Origin of the sequence: Lacticaseibacillus camelliae DSM 22697 = JCM 13995 (assembly GCF_001436615.1) — a bacterium.
GTDB classification, from domain to species: domain Bacteria; phylum Bacillota; class Bacilli; order Lactobacillales; family Lactobacillaceae; genus Lacticaseibacillus; species Lacticaseibacillus camelliae.
On the sequence record NZ_AYZJ01000084.1, the window covers coordinates 99,380 to 114,964 of the forward strand.

9 protein-coding genes are annotated in these 15,585 nt (G+C 55.7%); 2 read left to right on the plus strand and 7 right to left on the minus strand.

Features of this window, described 5'->3' with window-relative positions:
• Positions 1–4: 4 nt before the first annotated feature.
• The 4 genes from FC75_RS11125 to FC75_RS11140 all read right to left on the minus strand — a co-directional run bounded on the left by FC75_RS11125 (position 5) and on the right by FC75_RS11140 (position 9,811).
• Entirely contained in the window at positions 5–2,842 is a 2,838-nt protein-coding gene (locus FC75_RS11125; RefSeq protein WP_054663114.1) for a glycoside hydrolase family 2, read from the minus strand.
• A gap of 165 nt (positions 2,843–3,007) precedes the next feature.
• On the minus strand, positions 3,008–4,984 hold the full coding sequence (locus tag FC75_RS11130) for a peptide ABC transporter substrate-binding protein (protein WP_056989921.1): 1,977 nt from the start codon (positions 4,982–4,984) through the stop codon (positions 3,008–3,010).
• A 443-nt stretch (positions 4,985–5,427) separates the two neighbouring features.
• Complete coding sequence (locus FC75_RS11135) at positions 5,428–8,622, minus strand: DEAD/DEAH box helicase (protein ID WP_082623155.1); 3,195 nt, start codon at positions 8,620–8,622, stop codon at positions 5,428–5,430.
• Between the two features lie 469 nt (positions 8,623–9,091).
• Entirely contained in the window at positions 9,092–9,811 is a 720-nt protein-coding gene (locus FC75_RS11140) for a class I SAM-dependent methyltransferase (protein WP_054663097.1), read from the minus strand.
• A 206-nt stretch (positions 9,812–10,017) separates the two neighbouring features.
• Here FC75_RS11140 and FC75_RS11145 point away from each other — a divergent pair, with 206 nt between their 5' ends.
• On the plus strand, positions 10,018–10,509 hold the full coding sequence (locus FC75_RS11145) for a hypothetical protein (protein ID WP_054663094.1): 492 nt from the start codon (positions 10,018–10,020) through the stop codon (positions 10,507–10,509).
• 247 nt (positions 10,510–10,756) lie between these two features.
• On the opposite strand, the gene apf is transcribed toward FC75_RS11145, so the two are convergent.
• Complete coding sequence (gene apf / locus FC75_RS11150; RefSeq protein WP_056989922.1) at positions 10,757–11,620, minus strand: aggregation-promoting factor; 864 nt, start codon at positions 11,618–11,620, stop codon at positions 10,757–10,759.
• 466 nt (positions 11,621–12,086) lie between these two features.
• On the opposite strand from apf, the gene FC75_RS11155 reads away from it, so the two are divergent.
• Entirely contained in the window at positions 12,087–12,287 is a 201-nt protein-coding gene (locus tag FC75_RS11155; RefSeq protein ID WP_056989923.1) for a hypothetical protein, read from the plus strand.
• Positions 12,288–12,617: 330 nt separating this feature from the next.
• On the opposite strand, the gene FC75_RS11160 is transcribed toward FC75_RS11155, so the two are convergent.
• A complete protein-coding gene (locus tag FC75_RS11160) occupies positions 12,618–14,792 on the minus strand; it encodes a hypothetical protein (protein ID WP_056989924.1) in 2,175 nt (724 codons plus the stop codon).
• Entirely contained in the window at positions 14,785–15,492 is a 708-nt protein-coding gene (locus tag FC75_RS11165) for a hypothetical protein (RefSeq protein ID WP_156403620.1), read from the minus strand. The genes FC75_RS11160 and FC75_RS11165 overlap by 8 nt, the downstream gene beginning before the upstream one ends.
• Between the last annotated feature and the right edge of the window lie 93 nt (positions 15,493–15,585).

Sequence of the window (15,585 nt, forward strand, 5' to 3'; positions counted from 1 at the left end):
ACAACTAATCCTTCAGGCTCATCGTCACGGTGAAGTCGAACGAATCCGTGTACAAGCGATACCGCTTCAGCGGCCGCGGCCCGCAGCTGTTGCTGCCAAGCGCCTGAACCCGGGCATCCAGACGCACCTGGTCGGTGGTCTGATCGCCGAGCGGCAGACCATCCCCACCGACGACGTTCAGGTTAACAGGCGCTAGGCCAGCCACGTGCACCGCTGGCCCCGCCGTCGTCGCAATCGTCGCCCAGCGCACGCCCATGCGGTTGCCGGATTCCTGCGGCACCACATACGGGAAGCCCCACTGATCGCGGCTGAGGTGATAGCGGCCGAGCGGCGCTGCGTCCAGACTATCCGGATAGCTTTCGCCAGTGCCCCGGCCGAACCAGTCAACTGTTTTAACGGTGGTCTTCAGCGGCAGCTGGTACCCGATGCGTGGCACTTCCGTCGGCTTCTCGCCGTCGAACCAGCCCTTGGTGCGGATGGTCACACCGGCCGCGCTGACCCAGACCGTCACGGCCAGCTCAATGCCCCAGTTGATGGCCGGCGGCGCAATGCGCTGGCGAATCGCCACCATCACCGTGTCGTCATTTTGCGTGATCTGAAGGCCTTCACACCGCGCAAACAGCGTCGTGATGCGCTTCTTTTGCCGCTCGGCCACCACGTTCATGTCGTTGCTGATGGGCAGGCGATCCAGCGTCAGCGCCATGTCCCCGGCCAACAGCGGCTGGCCGCCTTGGCTGAGCTGCGTGACATTGCCGGTGCCGCGGTCGACTGTGACTGTCAGTGCACCACGGGTGATCGTCACCGTGGCCGGCGTCTGGCTCACTTCTGCCGGCGCGTCGGCAAGATTCGGCAGGCCTTGGTAAGCCACCTGTTCATACGCCAACTTGGCGCCGGCCTCAAACACCCCGAGCTTTGTGGTCGTCTCAATGGCGAAGTTCAGCAGCGCATCGGCGCCGATGATCTCAGGCAAGTCTAGGGCAAAAACGGGGCTAAGCGCGCCGGGTGCTAACGGCGGCAGCGCGAGCTTACCGCTGGCCACGTTGTCCCCGGCAACCGTCAACTGCCACCGTAGCACGAGGTCATGCGTTGTTCGGTAGTGATACAGGCTTTTGACGACGACGTGGTTCTGGGCCGCGAAAAATTGGAACGGCTGAATGACGTGCTCGTACTCCAGCAGCCCAGGCGACGGCACCCGGTCCGGCCGCACCAGCCCGTCGATGCAGAACGTTGCGTCGTTGACCGGCTCGCCGAACGCGCCGCCCCACACGTACTTCGGCCCGTCCGGGGTGTCCTGCTTCAGGCCGTGGTCCTTCCACTCCCAGATGAAGCCGCCCTGCACACTCTTGTAAAGATGGAACAAATCTTGATAATCCTGCAGGCTGCCGGCACCGTTGCCCATCGCGTGGCCGTACTCACACAGAATGTGCGGCTTTTGATGCGTTAGCTTCACGGCGCGCTTTTCAATGTCTTCGACCGAGGTGTACATCGTCGAATACATGTCGGCGACCACTGTGTCGCGGTCGCCTTCGTAGTGGATCAGGCGACTGGCGTCGAGCTCGCGAATCGCGGCCGCCTCGGCGACGTGATTTTCACCGAAGTCGCTTTCGTTACCCAGCGACCAGATGACGACGCACGGGTGGTTGAAATCGCGGTGCACCATCCGCTGAGCGCGGCTGACAAACTCGCCGCGCCAGTACGGATCGTTGGTGGGCATCTCAGTCACGTACATGCCGTGGGTCTCGAGGTCGCACTCATCGATCACCAGCAGCCCCAGCTCATCGCAGACGTCGTAAAAATACGGCGTGTTCGGGTAGTGCGAGGTGCGGATCGCGTTGATGCCAGCGCGCTTGATCTGGGTGACCTCGCTGAGGATGTAGTCTTGCGTCAGCGCGCGGCCGGTTTCCGGATTGAACTCGTGGCGGTTGACGCCGTTGAACAGGACCGGCACCCCGTTCAGGCAAATCTGGTCATCGATCATCTCGACGCGCCGCAGCCCGAAGCGCATCGGCACCATGGCGCCGGCGGTTTCGTCCTGGACGACCAGCGTGTACAGGTTCGGCGTTTCGTCTGTCCACTCGTGCGGGTCCGGAATGTCAATGGTGGTTTTACCGTTCGCCAAGTCAGCTTCAGCAATCGTCTCGCCGGCAAAGTACACCTTGCCACTCAGCTTCGGGTCAGCCGCGGCCTCGATCGCGACCTGGACCTGCCACTGGCCGTCCTTAAATTGAGGCGTGAGCTGCAGGTCATCCAGCCGACCTTCATCAACAATCGTGACGTCGCGAAAAATGCCGCTCAGCCACCACTGGTCCTGATCCTCAAGAAACGAGTACTTTGACCATTTTCCCACCTGCACCGCGATGGTGTTCTCGCCGGCCACCAGCAAATCGGTGACATCAAACTCGGTCATCAGCCGACTGCCGTGACCATCCCCGACCAGCTGGCCATTGAGCCAGACCTTGAACGTCGAGTCCACGCCGTCAAAGCGCAGGATCTGGCGCGTCAGCTGCGGCTTGAACGTGAACCGGCGGAAATACAGACCCGTCGGATTTTCCGCAGGCATCGCGGTCGGGTCGACCGGGATCGGAAAATCCACGTTGGTGTAATTCGGCTTGCCGTACCCTTGCAGCTCCATGTGCCCCGGCACCTTGATGGTTGCCCAGTCGATGGCGCCGTAATCGCCGGTCGTGAAGGCCTCTGGGATTTCGCGCGGCGACTGCAAGTAGCAGAACTGCCAGGTCCCGTTCAGCGAATGCGTATAAGGTGATGCGGCTTCTTTGTAACTCAGCGCCGCCGCCAAGTCATCGTAATAGAAGAAACGCGTGCGTGGTGCTAATTTGCTCATGACCCTACCTCCAGATTTGACGCGAAATTGATCAATTGCCGTCAGTATAGCGCAACCATCCCCACCCAGCCGGCTTTGTGGTCGAAATTCCGGCAATGTCTCAAAAAAAGATCAGCCGCGTGGGCTGATCTTCCGAATTGCAAACTACTCATGGTGAAGCGGAGGTTAATCGTTGTTCTTAGCAATGTCCGCGCGTTTCTTGGTCCACGCCGCCATTGCCTTGTTGTACTGACTGGTCGTAACGGGCTTAGACTGCAGCTTCATGTAGTCGAGCCGGGCTGACGCCGCGCCAGTCCACGAGTAGGACGTGGTGAACGGCTGAACCTTGGTGACTGATGGAGCCCCGCCGCCGGAGTTGACCGGGATCATGATGCCGATGCTCAGCAGGTACGCCTCGGCCTTGGCAAAGGCTTTATACCGCGCATTGTCATCGTTCGTGATTTTTTCGGCCGCATTGACTAGGCTCTCGTACTTGTCCAGACCAACCTCTTTGATGATGCTGTTCTGGGTCGCTTCGTTCGACTGCGACCGGGTCGACGCGGGATCCAGCCCGTAGCCGATCAGGAAGCTGCCATTGGACGGCTTGTAAATGTCAAGGTAGGTTGACGGATCCTGATAATCGGGACTCCACCCAGACGCGTTGCTGAGGTCAAAGTCAGAGGCCTTCCCAGTCGTGGCGGCGTATGTTGCCGCGTTATACCGGTCAGCGTTCAACTCGATGATGTCGATCTCGACGTTCTTGGCGCCCAGCGTGGTTTCCTCAGAGCGCTTAAACGACTTGACCTCGTTGAGCCCTAGCTCGCTCTTTTGCCCCTGCGGGAAGTCCAGCTTAATTGGGAAGGACACGCCTTGCGCCGTCAGTGCCGTCTTCGCCTTTGCGAACAAACGCTTGGCGAGCGCTGGATTGTAGGTCCCATCCTGCGCGTCAGCCATCTTGATCTTGCCGTAAACTGCCGGATTCAAGGCGCGCAGGTCTGCCTGCACGTATGTCCCATAGTCCTTGCCATCCGCCTGCACGAAAGAGGGCGGGGTCATTTCGTTGCGCAGTGACCGCTTGGCCCCAGCGCCGCCGGTGGCCTGAGCGTTATACGCGGTGCGATCCATCGCGTACTGAATTGCCAAGCGGAAGTCCTGATTCAGCAGGGCCTTTCTTGTGTCCTCACGCTGCTTGGCCGTTTTTTTGTCGGTGTTGTTGTACGACTGGCGGTTGAGATTCATTGTGATGTTGAATGTACCGGCGTCCTGGCGCGACCAAACAATGTTTTTGCCGTTCTGCTTTTGGACTTGCTTGTAGCCTGGCAGGTTTGGGTAAACCCGCGCCTGCGTGTAGTCGCCTTTTTCAAACGATTTATACAGCGCGTCGGGGTTGGAGCCGTCGTTGAACGTGTACTTCACGTGCTTCACGTGCACGTTCTTCTTATCCCAGTACTTGTCGTTGGCCGTGTACTCGATGACCGACTTGGACGTGAAATTGGTCAAGCGGTACGGGCCATCGTACAAAATGGCGCTGGCTTTTGGCTGACCGTACTTCTTGCCCTGCTGCTTAAGGAATTTGCCGTTGATCGGTTCAAGCAGCCCATACTGCAGCTTAGAATTCCAGTACGGCTCCGGCTGGGTCAAGTTGAAGCGAATCTTGTCTTTGCCGACCACCTTCACGCCAACTTTAGAAAAGTCCTTGGTCTTGCCGCTGGCGTAATCATTCAGGCCCACGATTGAATTCTGGATCACGTACAGGCCTTCCGACTTGCCGGCGACGTCATGCTTGATCCCGGTAATGAAGTCCTGCGGCTTGACCTTCGCGTAGGTGTTGCCTTCGCTGTCGACCCATTTGGCGTCCTTGCGCAGCTTGTACGTGTATGTCTTGCCGCCGTTTGTGACCTTGTAGGACTGCGCCAGCCCAGGCACGATTTGGCCGTAGCGGTTTGTCTTCATCAGCGGCTCCTCAAAGTTCGCCAGGTGGTCTGTGTTCGTCGTCCGGCTAGTGATCGAATAGTCAAAAGTATCCGGGTCAGTCCCAAACACGTAGCTATAAGTATCGTTCTTATCGGCACTGCTAGAAGACCCGCTGTTGCCACACGCCGCCAGCAATGCCGTCATCGTCAACGCAATCAGGATTGCGTTGCGTTTGTTTCGTCGTTTCATTCACAAAGTCCTCCAACCTCATGGTTAACTTCCCAAGTCTTCCCAGTAAAATTAATGTTTTCATACCGACTCCACCAGGCCCGCAGGCTCAGCGCATGGTCACCTCCCACTTGTTCAATTGGGTCAGCCGGTTCATCACCGCTCCTGGCCTGACCAATCCAACTTTTATTAAAGAAAGATTGCATTTTCATTAGTATATGTCCGTAAAATACACTTGTCAATGAATTGAGAACAAATATTTTAAATGCTGGCCTGTACATCAGCTTTCAGTCAGCTAGTATTCCACATTTATGGCAGGAATATTAGAAAAAGTTCTTTAATGGTTGTGCCTTTTTCTCATTAAGCAAATGCCTGACAAAGCCACACCAGCAGCCTCGCCCGAGGCATAAAAAAAACGACAGCTTCCTCAGCTGTCGTCCGTTCGAAAATGATTCAGTTTAGAGCTAACTCTCGATCCCCAGAATCTGCCGGATCTCGGCATCGCTCAGCATCGCCTTGTTCTCGGTGCCGCTGAGGATCTGGTCGACCAGGTCGCGTTTCTGCGTCTGCAGTTTGACGATTTGTTCCTCGATGGTTCCCTTCGTGATCAGGCGGTAAACATCGACCTGGTGGTGCTGGCCGATGCGGTGGGCCCGGGCAATGGCCTGGTCCTCGACCGCGGGGTTCCACCACAAGTCGACCAGGATCACCATGTCGGCGGCGGTCAGGTTCAAGCCGGTCCCGCCGGCCTTCAGCGAGATCAGGAAGAACGGCCGCTCGCCGGCGTTAAACGCGTCGACCATGGCCAACCGCTTCTTCGGCGGGGTGTCCCCTTCAAGCAAAAAGTCCTTGAGTTTCAACTCCTTCATCCGCGTCTGGATCTTGGCCAGCATCCCCGTGAATTGGGAAAAAATCAGCACGCGGCGGCCGTTTTCCGCGGCCTCTGTCAGCAGATCCTCCAGCTGGTCCAACTTCCCAGACCCGCCGTGATACCCGGCCACGTAGAGTGCCGGCGTGTCGCACAGCTGGCGCAGCCGCGTCAGCCCGGCCAGAATGGCCAGCTTGTTTTTCACCAGGCCCTGGCTGGACAGCCCCCGGACCTTGACCTGCATCTGTTCCAGCTGGGCCAGGTACACGGTCTTTTGCGCCTTGGTCATTTCGTTGGTCAGATTGGTTTCGACCAGCGGCGGCAAGTCCTTCAGCACCGTCTTCTTCTCGCGCCGCAGGATGAACGGGGCCACGCGCAGCGCCACCTCATCCGGGGCCATTTTCTCGAAGACTTTTTTACTAGGCAACAGCCCTGGCAGCACCAGCGCAAAAATCGCCCACAGCTCGCCCGTGCGGTTTTCAATCGGCGTGCCAGACAGCGCGTAAGTCGCGCGCGGCTTCAGCTTGCGCAAACTCTGGTGCGTCTTGGTCGCGCTGTTTTTGACAAACTGCGCCTCGTCCAGCACCACGTAGTTCAGCGGCCCCTTGGCGTACTCGGCCGCATCACGCTGCACACTGTTGTAGCTGGCGATCAGAATGTCGTAGCCGTCCGCTTCGATCATCGTCGTGCGCTCGGGCTTGGTGCCATCAACCACAGCCACCCGGAGGTCTGGCGCAAATTTTGCGCACTCGGACTGCCAGTTGTATAGCAGCGATGCCGGCGCCACGATCAGACTCGGCTTGCCGGCCTGCAGGTGATGCGTCAAAAAGGCGATCATCTCCAGCGTTTTGCCCAGGCCCATTTCATCGGCCAAAATGCCACCAAACCCGTGCGCGTTCAGCATTTCCAGCCACTGTACGCCCGCCTTCTGGTACGGGCGCAGTTCGGCGTTCACGGCCAGCGGGTTGTCGTTTTTGAATTGCTCCGGGTGCGTCAGGTCCTGCGCCAGGCGTTTGACCTGGTCATCGAAGTCGGCGCTTTTGCCCAGCGCGGCCTGCACGGCGAGCGTTTGGGCGGCCGGCACCTCGACCTTGCCGTGGTGCAGCTGACCGTGGCGCAGGTTGGCCAGCGCCTTGGCCACGCGGCGCAGCGGCTCGTCCAAGATCACCAGCGAACCGTCTTTGCGCGTCATGTAAGGCCGCTCAACGTCGATCTGGGTCAGCATTTGGTCGACTTCGCCGGACTGAACACCGTTCATCGAAAATGAAATCGACAGCAGCCCGTTTTTTTCACTGACATCGACCTTTGGCGCCAGCGTCTTGCCGTCCTGGACCATCGCTTCCACCGCCGGGCTGACCGTCACTTTGCCGTTTTCGCGCAGGTTCGGCAGGAGCTGCTGGTAGAAATCGTACATCGTCTCAGCGTCCGGCACCGCCAGCCGCCAAAGCGTTTTGCTCGGCTTGAACCCCAGGCTGGTCAGGTAATCGACCGCCTGGCGCTCCTTGACCGAGTCGCGCGGCTGATTTAACGTCGCCGGCGCGCCAGCGGGAATCTCCTTGCCATCATAATCAAAAGTGAGATCCAGAGTGATCGCGTTCAGGTCGCGGTCCAGCGCAAAGTGCGGCGTCATGGCCGGTGCGGCGACCAGCTCCGCGCCTGTCACCTTGCCAATTTTGGCAAACGCGTCCGCCAGCGTGCGCAATGAGCCGGCTTCATCGGTTCGGAAGGTCAACTTTTGCTGACCGCTCAACGGACTGAGCGGACTGCTGAAATCGCCCACCAGCTGGTTCACCAGGTGCATCTGCGCCGCAGTCAGCTGATAACAGTGGTCATCCCGCACCAGCATCTGGTCGCCTTGAATCACCAGGCCGGCATCGGCGACCAGCGCCACCTGAAAGCCGTCATGGTTCTGTTTGATGGTCATGTTAAACAACCCCGCAGTCGGGGTGAACGGTGCGATCACGACCTGCGGAAACGAGCGGTCGCGGTACGGCACAAACTCGAAATTCGTCAGCGCGCCAAACGACTCGGCCGCATCGCTCACATAACCCGGCGGCAGAATCAGTTCGCGCGCCGCGGCGGCGTTGTTCACGTCATGGTCCTTTTGACTGCTGTAAGAGCTGGCCATCGCGTCCAGGAGATCGCGCTCGGGCTTCTCAAACGCGTCATGTGCCAACACGTAGCTCGCCTTACCGTTCGTGTCAAAGCGGCCCTCGTCCGCATAGGCGTCAAAAAAGCGCCAGAGGTCTGAGACCACGTAAAAATGCCCGCCGCCCTCGCGCGCCGAGATGTGCAGCTCAAGGAAAAAGCGCAGCTCCGTGTCCCACGTCTCCGTCTCGACGCTGGCCACGCCAAGGGTGACCTTCAGCGCCAGCGGAATCGCAGCTTCTTTACTGTTCGGCCCATGAAACAGCGGCGCGGCCTCGATCGCGCGCTGTTGCATGAACCGCTTGCCGCTGGACTGCGGCTCTGGCTTGGCCGCCCACTTGAACACCGGTTGGCTGAGCGGCATGTCGCCTTCGTCGATCACGTCCTCGACGTCTTCATTTTGGTCGCGAAAATAAATCTCCACCGCCGCGATGTGCTTGCAGTAGCCGTGCCCGGGAAAATAAGGGCAACTGCAGTAATCGTCATCCGTGTCCGCGCCTAAAATCACCGTGTACGGCTTGGTCCCGTACACGGTCGCCTCGATTTCTTGTCCCTGATTGACCGCGGTGATCTCCACGTTCCCATCGCGCACGATGCGCTCGCCGCGCGTCCACATAATACTCGGCATCTTCCGTCTCGCCATGTGCTTGCCCCTTTTGTGTCAGTACGTCGATTTTAACACAGCAAAAGCCGGCCCGCGATTGGACTTTTCGCGCTGCCGACCGAGCCAGGCGAGCTAAGTTTCGGCCCACTCGGCTCGTTCCTATTTTTTCCGCTGACGATCAAAACCGGGCCGAATGACAAAGATTCCGCGCGCTGGGGGCTGACTTTTGAAAAAACCCACACGACATATTAAAAAATAGGCGCAGACTGCCGCGTCTTGCCTCGCCGCACCTAAAACACGCGATACCGGCGCAATATGGCGACGCTTTAGGCTGTGCCAATGTGAGCAATATTTGGTTCAACCGCGCAGAAGCCTAATCGCAGACGGCTCAGAACGAGCCACCGCGCATATTAAATGATATGTCGTGTGGGTTTTTGCAAAAATGGCCAGGGCCAAGATTCGATTTTGATTTTTTCACTTGAACCTTGGCGAAGCGATGACGATTCAATCAGTCTTTGGTCCCGCGGACGATCAGCATCATCGGCGCCCGCGTCCAAGACTCACCGGCCGCGATGTCGGCCTGGCTGCCGCGCGGCTCACTTACCCCGGTGATGGCCAGACCATTTTGGAGCAGACTATTTAAGATGGTGGCCAGAGTGTGATGATATTTCGGCACCTGCTGCCCCAGAAAAGTCGTCATGCGCTGCCCCTCATCGAAGTAATGATCGACCGGCCAGACCGCTGCGCCATCCCCTGTCTTCACCCACTGCTCGTGGCCTTCCGCCGTGTACAACGGGTGCTCGATGGTGAACAGCAGCGTGCCGCCAGGACTCAGCATCGTGTTAATGTGCGCCATCAGCGTCGCGAGGTCGGCCACGTAATGAAAAGCCAGCGAACTGATCACCAAGTCGAAACTGCCGGCTGGCCGCTGAAAAGTGGTCAGATCTGCCAACTCATAAGTGATTTTGGCATCGGTCGTCCGCGCTCTGGCTGCTTCAAGCATCCGCTTCGAGCTGTCGATGCCGAGGACACTGGCCGCCCCGCGGCTCGCCGCGTATCGGCACTGCCAGCCGTAACCGCAGCCCATGTCGAGCACGCGCAGGCCCGCGAGGTCGGGTAACAGCCGCTTGAAGTCTGGCCACTCGCCTGCGCCTTTGAGGCCTGCCTGGCTGCGGGGCATTTTGGCATATGCCGAGAAAAATGCTGGATCATCATATTGCGAAGTCATAGTTACCTCCCAGAGGTCATTCGACCAAACCCTAGTCGTGCATCCAGTATAGCACCAGGCGCTGCGCTGCCGAGAGCGCGTATTGTAGAATTGAGGCTCACGGCCGAGGCCCGGGCGCCGCGGTTGATTTATAATGATGCCAATGATTGTCGTTTCAGCATCACCGTCGCAGGCGGACTCCCACTGCAGAAAGAAGCACATCGCTCATGAGCAAACCAAGAAGTAAACGCAAGCACAACCATAGCCGAAACAGGCAGCTGACCAAGGCCGAGCAAGCGGCGCTCGATGCCCAAATGCCAGAGATTACGGCTTACATCAACCGTGTACTCAGCAAGGCCGCGACGCGTGGCATCGCAGACGGCCTGGCGCAAGCCGCCGAAGATATTAAGCAGATGCCCGACTTCGCCGTGCCTGAGGAATCCGATGACCGCGACTTTGCCCCACTCGAAGACTACGATGCCGAGGAAAAGGCTGAAGAGGCTGACGAAGACCGGCTGGCCGCTGCCGAGGATAAGGAAGAAACGGCTGACGAGCCCGATGATGACTCCCCTGACTACAGCAAGTGGAGCCAGGATCAGCAGACCGAGGACGAGGCCATGGGCACGGGCGTGTCACCGGATTCGCCCGACGGCTGGGCAGGCGCCGATCTTGATCCTGACTGGGAAACCGGGCATGATCAGGATAACGACGACAAGTAACTGGCAGGCAGTAATCGCCTGACACCAATCACTCAAAAATGGGCCTCGTGGCTCATTTTTTTACTCTTCTTCTGCGTTCTCGGCCGTTACGAATTCTGCTTATTGGTGACAGAATGCTGCACAAGGCCCACTACACTTTGAAACTTGATGGTAAGTGACGAGGCCCCTCGATTGTTGGCATACCATTTTTGTGAGCAAGCAAAAGCCGAGACGCGTTAACGTCTCGGCCATCCTGACTGGTTAAATTTTAGTACCAACCCTGGGCATTGGAGTGTGCCAGGGCGTTGGACCAGCTGCCGTAACGGCTGGCAACGTACTGATCAGCAACCTTTTCCTGGTTGGCAGCTGAGTAGTCGCCGTTCAGGTATGAGGAACTGAGTTGGTACTTGCCAATGTACTGACCGTTACGAGCGGAGTACGAACCGCCCGATTCGCGCTGGGCAATTGCAGCCTTAGCAGCCGCTTCACTGCCGGTCGCAGTGCTGCGATAGGTTGTCGTCCGCTGCGTCGTCCGAGTCTTAGGGGCCACGTACTTAGGTGCGCTGTAACGCGGTGCAGTGTAAGTCTTTGGTGCCGTGTAGGTCTTCGGTGCAGTGTAAGTCTTTGCCGGTGCCGACTGCGCTGGCGCCTGCTTTGCAGGAGCAGCCTGTTGTGCAGGCGCTGCTGGTGTCTGCTTAGCAGAAGCAGCCGTTGCGGCTGGGGCCGGCTGCGCTGGTGCCGCTTGTACGGCTGGCGCTGCAGTTTGTGCTTGCGCAACAACTGGCGCGCCAGTGAGCTTCAGCACCTGACCGACCATCAGCACGTTAGCATTTTGAATGCCGTTCAGGCTGATCAAAGTGGCTTGGCTAACGCCGGTGCTGGCTGCGATGTCTGAAAGCGTGTCGCCAGCCTTAACTGTATAGGTAGAAGCTGTTGTGGCCTGTGCTTGCGCTGCAATGGCCAGCGTCAGCTTTTGGCCGACCATGATGACGTTCTTGTTAGCGAGTTTGTTGGCCGTGGCCAGCTTGTCCGCATTTGTGTTATTTGCTGCGGCAATCGCAGAAAGTGTGTCACCCGCTTTAACCACGTACTCGCCGGTGGTAGCCGCACTGACAGAGTTGGTTTGCCCCAACACTACTGCCGTGCCAAGTACTGCTGCCGTTGTAAAGAGCCATGCTAAATGTGAGTTTTTGATAATTATTCACTCCTATGTGTTTGTCCAGTAACGATTCAACAGTGACTATACTAACGGGTCAAGGTCACAGAGCGAATACAGCAGCATTACAAATTTCGAATCATTTGTATTATTGTAATATTCTAGTTTTTGTGTGACGAGGCTGTAACAGATGCCGTTACAAGACATTACATCGAAATTCGTCCAAATGTAGGTTCACCAATTTCAAAGCCTTTGTTGGAGTTGGTAATGAGAAAGCCTGGTACAAGCATGGTGGAAGGCAACCAGTCGTTGTAGAATACCCTTGATTAAATTAGCCAAGATGTAGACGGCCAAGGTCTTCTCATTCCATGAAACACTCACTCGAATCATTCTCAGTATTAAGGCAGCATGTTCAGGCGAATCACATAAAGGAGAAGCGACAATGTCCGAAGAAAACCCAATCTATGTTAAAACCAGTGACAAAGAGAACCTTATCCTCTCGATGCTGGCAATATCCCAAAAAATGTCTGGAACTTTGCCAACCAAGTCAGATTTCTTTGATTCATTAAAAGAACTGGACGTTGACCCTAGTCCGGAATTTATAGAAGAAGTCAAAAAGAATTTTCCAGGTATCGGACTATAATCGGCTAAGTATTTTACTTTGAAAAGCTGTAATCCATGTATTTACTCAAGTGTGGACGTCTAATTAGGCGTCAGTGTTTTTTGTCTCAGCCTGCAGATCACGACTATTCTCTGGCCGCCGCGCGAGTAATGTGGCTTCCTTTGCCATACAATGAAAAGCCGGATACGGTACCAGCACCCTATCCGGTCATGTGACTCTTGGAGCAATTATCAACACCGATTGGCCAGCGTTCTCTGGCCTGACCAGTGAAATTTGTATATCAGTAATTTGTTTCTATCCCCCAAAAGTCGCCGTCAACTACACCTTAGATGAGGCAACTAATCAGTAGCTCTAGGATTTTGTCCCCCGACCGGCAAACTTCCGCTGATGCAATATCAGGTCCTCATACTCCCGCAGATATTTGATTGGGAATGGCAAGACGGTGTACTCACCAGTGCGGACAAAACCAACTGTCAACATCTGCGCAAAGTCACTGAAAAACTCTGGAATTGCGGCCTGCGGAGCTCCTACTCCACGGATTTCGCGAAGATGTACCGCACGCTCAATCTTGGTCTTTAGTCCCTGACGTTCGCCGACAGTGTAAGCATAGCTGTTCAAAGTCTCGAGGAGCCGAATCTCGCTCAACCCACTCAACATGCCAGCACTGTCTGCACCTCGCGTTGACGAGAAGAAGGTGTAACCCAACTGAGACTGCACGGCCGCAGCAATCGCCTGCCATCCTTTGCTTCGAAACTGAATCCCGGCCTTTCGAATAATCTCTATAATTTGTCCCAGTGCCACTACGCCATGCTCACTAGCCAGGATCGACAACAACTGATCAATCTTGTCAGAATCCAAACCCGCTTGCTCGCGCAGTTGGTTCAGACAATGAACCAGCAGGTCGGCGTTAACCTTTCTTTCTGGGTCAGTCACCGCGAGTAACTCACTTAAGTGCTCTACATTCGGCAGGGTCGTTGTCGCCAATCGCCGAACAAAGTACAATCTTCCGTCTATCTCGAAAGCACATTCGATGAAACGCCAGGCCGATGGCAAATATGAATTCCCAAGTTGGGAAGCCACCATGCCACAAACCTTGGCCAGATGCGCATGATCCTCACGTTCTGCTATATTTACCTGCTTTTGATTAAAAAGCAGCTGGCCCTCTGGGGTGATTTTAAGCGAGGTCACCAAGATCTTTGAGTCCTCTTTGGACGGTTCAAGGCGAGTAAAACGATAGAAACAAAACCGACTGGCACTCGCCAACAGCGCAGGCGCCACCATGTTGAGCTTCCCATCAAGAAGGTCCTTTCGAATCAGCAACTCCTGCGCCAACTTCAATATTTCAGGTTGTTCCGCTGGATCTTTCTGTTTGTGTCCAGATTTGCCGGTATTTTCGTCAGTTTTGTAGGCAAAGGTCGGCCACTCCAGCTCACCCTTGGGATTAAGCTGGCCAAAGTTCTCAACAGTAACATGTTGAATGACTTGATCTCGACTGGCCGGCTCATACTGTTCTGAAATTGTCTCATTGGCACGTGCATCTCGCACGACCTGCAGATTAAAACCAGATTGTGCTGTTGCTGTCAGTGCAATCTCAACTCGCAATTGTTTGAGCGTTTCACTTGCCTTCATCACGTCGGCTAGTCGCTTGGCCAGTTCAGAACACAAGGCCTCATCGCTCGCCGGATAGATGTTGAGCGTCTGTCCCGCAAACTGCGCCCAGGTTGTATCAACCTTTGGCAATTTGCGGCGAATGTGCGCAACCTCCGGCATGGCCAAAAAGCTAAAAGGGGTTCGGATGTACCGCTTGAACTGCAAATTCAAATTATCGACCAGCCGCTTGCTGATACCAACCTTACTTGACTCAAAACCCTGAAGTTCCTGAAAATTTAGAAAACTCAAAGCGTTGCGCCTGTCGCTGGGATTACCCCTTACCAAAATCGTACTAGAACTTGATCTTTGGCCCGTATAACGTTCAATTGTGTTATTGATGCGGTTCCAAACCCAATGTGAAGCCTGGTGGGTACCTTTCTTGGGCATCAGCGCCTCGTTGAAAAACGACACCACTCTCAGTTCAAGCGTTTGTGCCTGATCAATCTTCGCCTCCAACGCAAACTGTCCGTCTTTATCTCGGCCAAATTGCCACTCCCCGCGAGTCAAATACAAATAACCGCTCAGATTTGAGTCAGTCAGAGGAACCGGCTCAAGACTAACGAGGTTGAGAAGCAGTTGAAGAATATTGTTGGCATAAATGTGGTCCGCTGGCCTTTCTTCAAAACTAAGTCGCTCAAATGTTGTCGCTGACGGTATCCGCAGGACCTCGCCTGCTTTGAATACCCCAAGGTAGCCGATGCCGGGAATGAAAGTGTACGACAATACGTGCATTCCAAGCAACGCTTTCCGCTGCTGGCCAAGCTCGTCTTCGCGGCCCTTAGCTGACAGAAGCCCCAGCTGAAAGTCTCCGGACAAAGCTGCATAACTCAAATTGCCAGCCAACTGGTTCGTATAAATCATTTCTTGATCATTCAAGTAAAAAGCCCCCAATCAGCTTGCGTTGCGCGGCAGTGAGAACCACCTGACCATCCTTATCCAGCATCCCAGGGACTTCCAAGATGCGAGCGCCCTGACTACCGCCAGTCGAACCTGCTCGCCCGCCATTGATTGTGATCTTACCGTTCACGCCGGGATTAACATTAATTATCATTGCGCGCCACTCATGCCCTGTCTTTTCTCGGACTGACGCCAGTTTACTCAGAACCTTGTCCCGCTCGTGACCAGCAGAAGGGTCATGTCGCCCTCGCCAATTTTTGAAGTCTACCATCACCTGATCACCGATCTCAAAGTCAAATAATTCAAACAGACTAGGATCACTGAGCGGATTGAGTTGGACACCGAATTCATGCTCAAGCAGTACACGCCCCACAAACTCACCAAGTGCACCGAGATATAAGTTTTTATATTGGACAGGATTTAAAATAAGCTCGCTTGGTCGCCACGTCACTGGGATGTTCGCACTGTCAAATGCGGCACCGAGCAGCGGGTTGTTAGCAAACTTGGCTAACTGCGCCTGCTCAGCAGAGACGATCATGGCGCTACGATCACCTTTTCCAAATTGGTAATACCCATCGCGATCGTCTATTAGCCCAACTGAGTAACTGGTACCCAAAGAGCTGCTCGGTAAATACTGAAGCCCGTACCCAAAATCGTGGCTCTTTTGAAATTTATCCAAAGTGGCTTGAGAAAGGGTAGGATTGCACAGAATAAAGTGCCTCAATTTTCAAGTCAAGTGCAACGATGATAACGAATCCTTGATAGTGGTCTA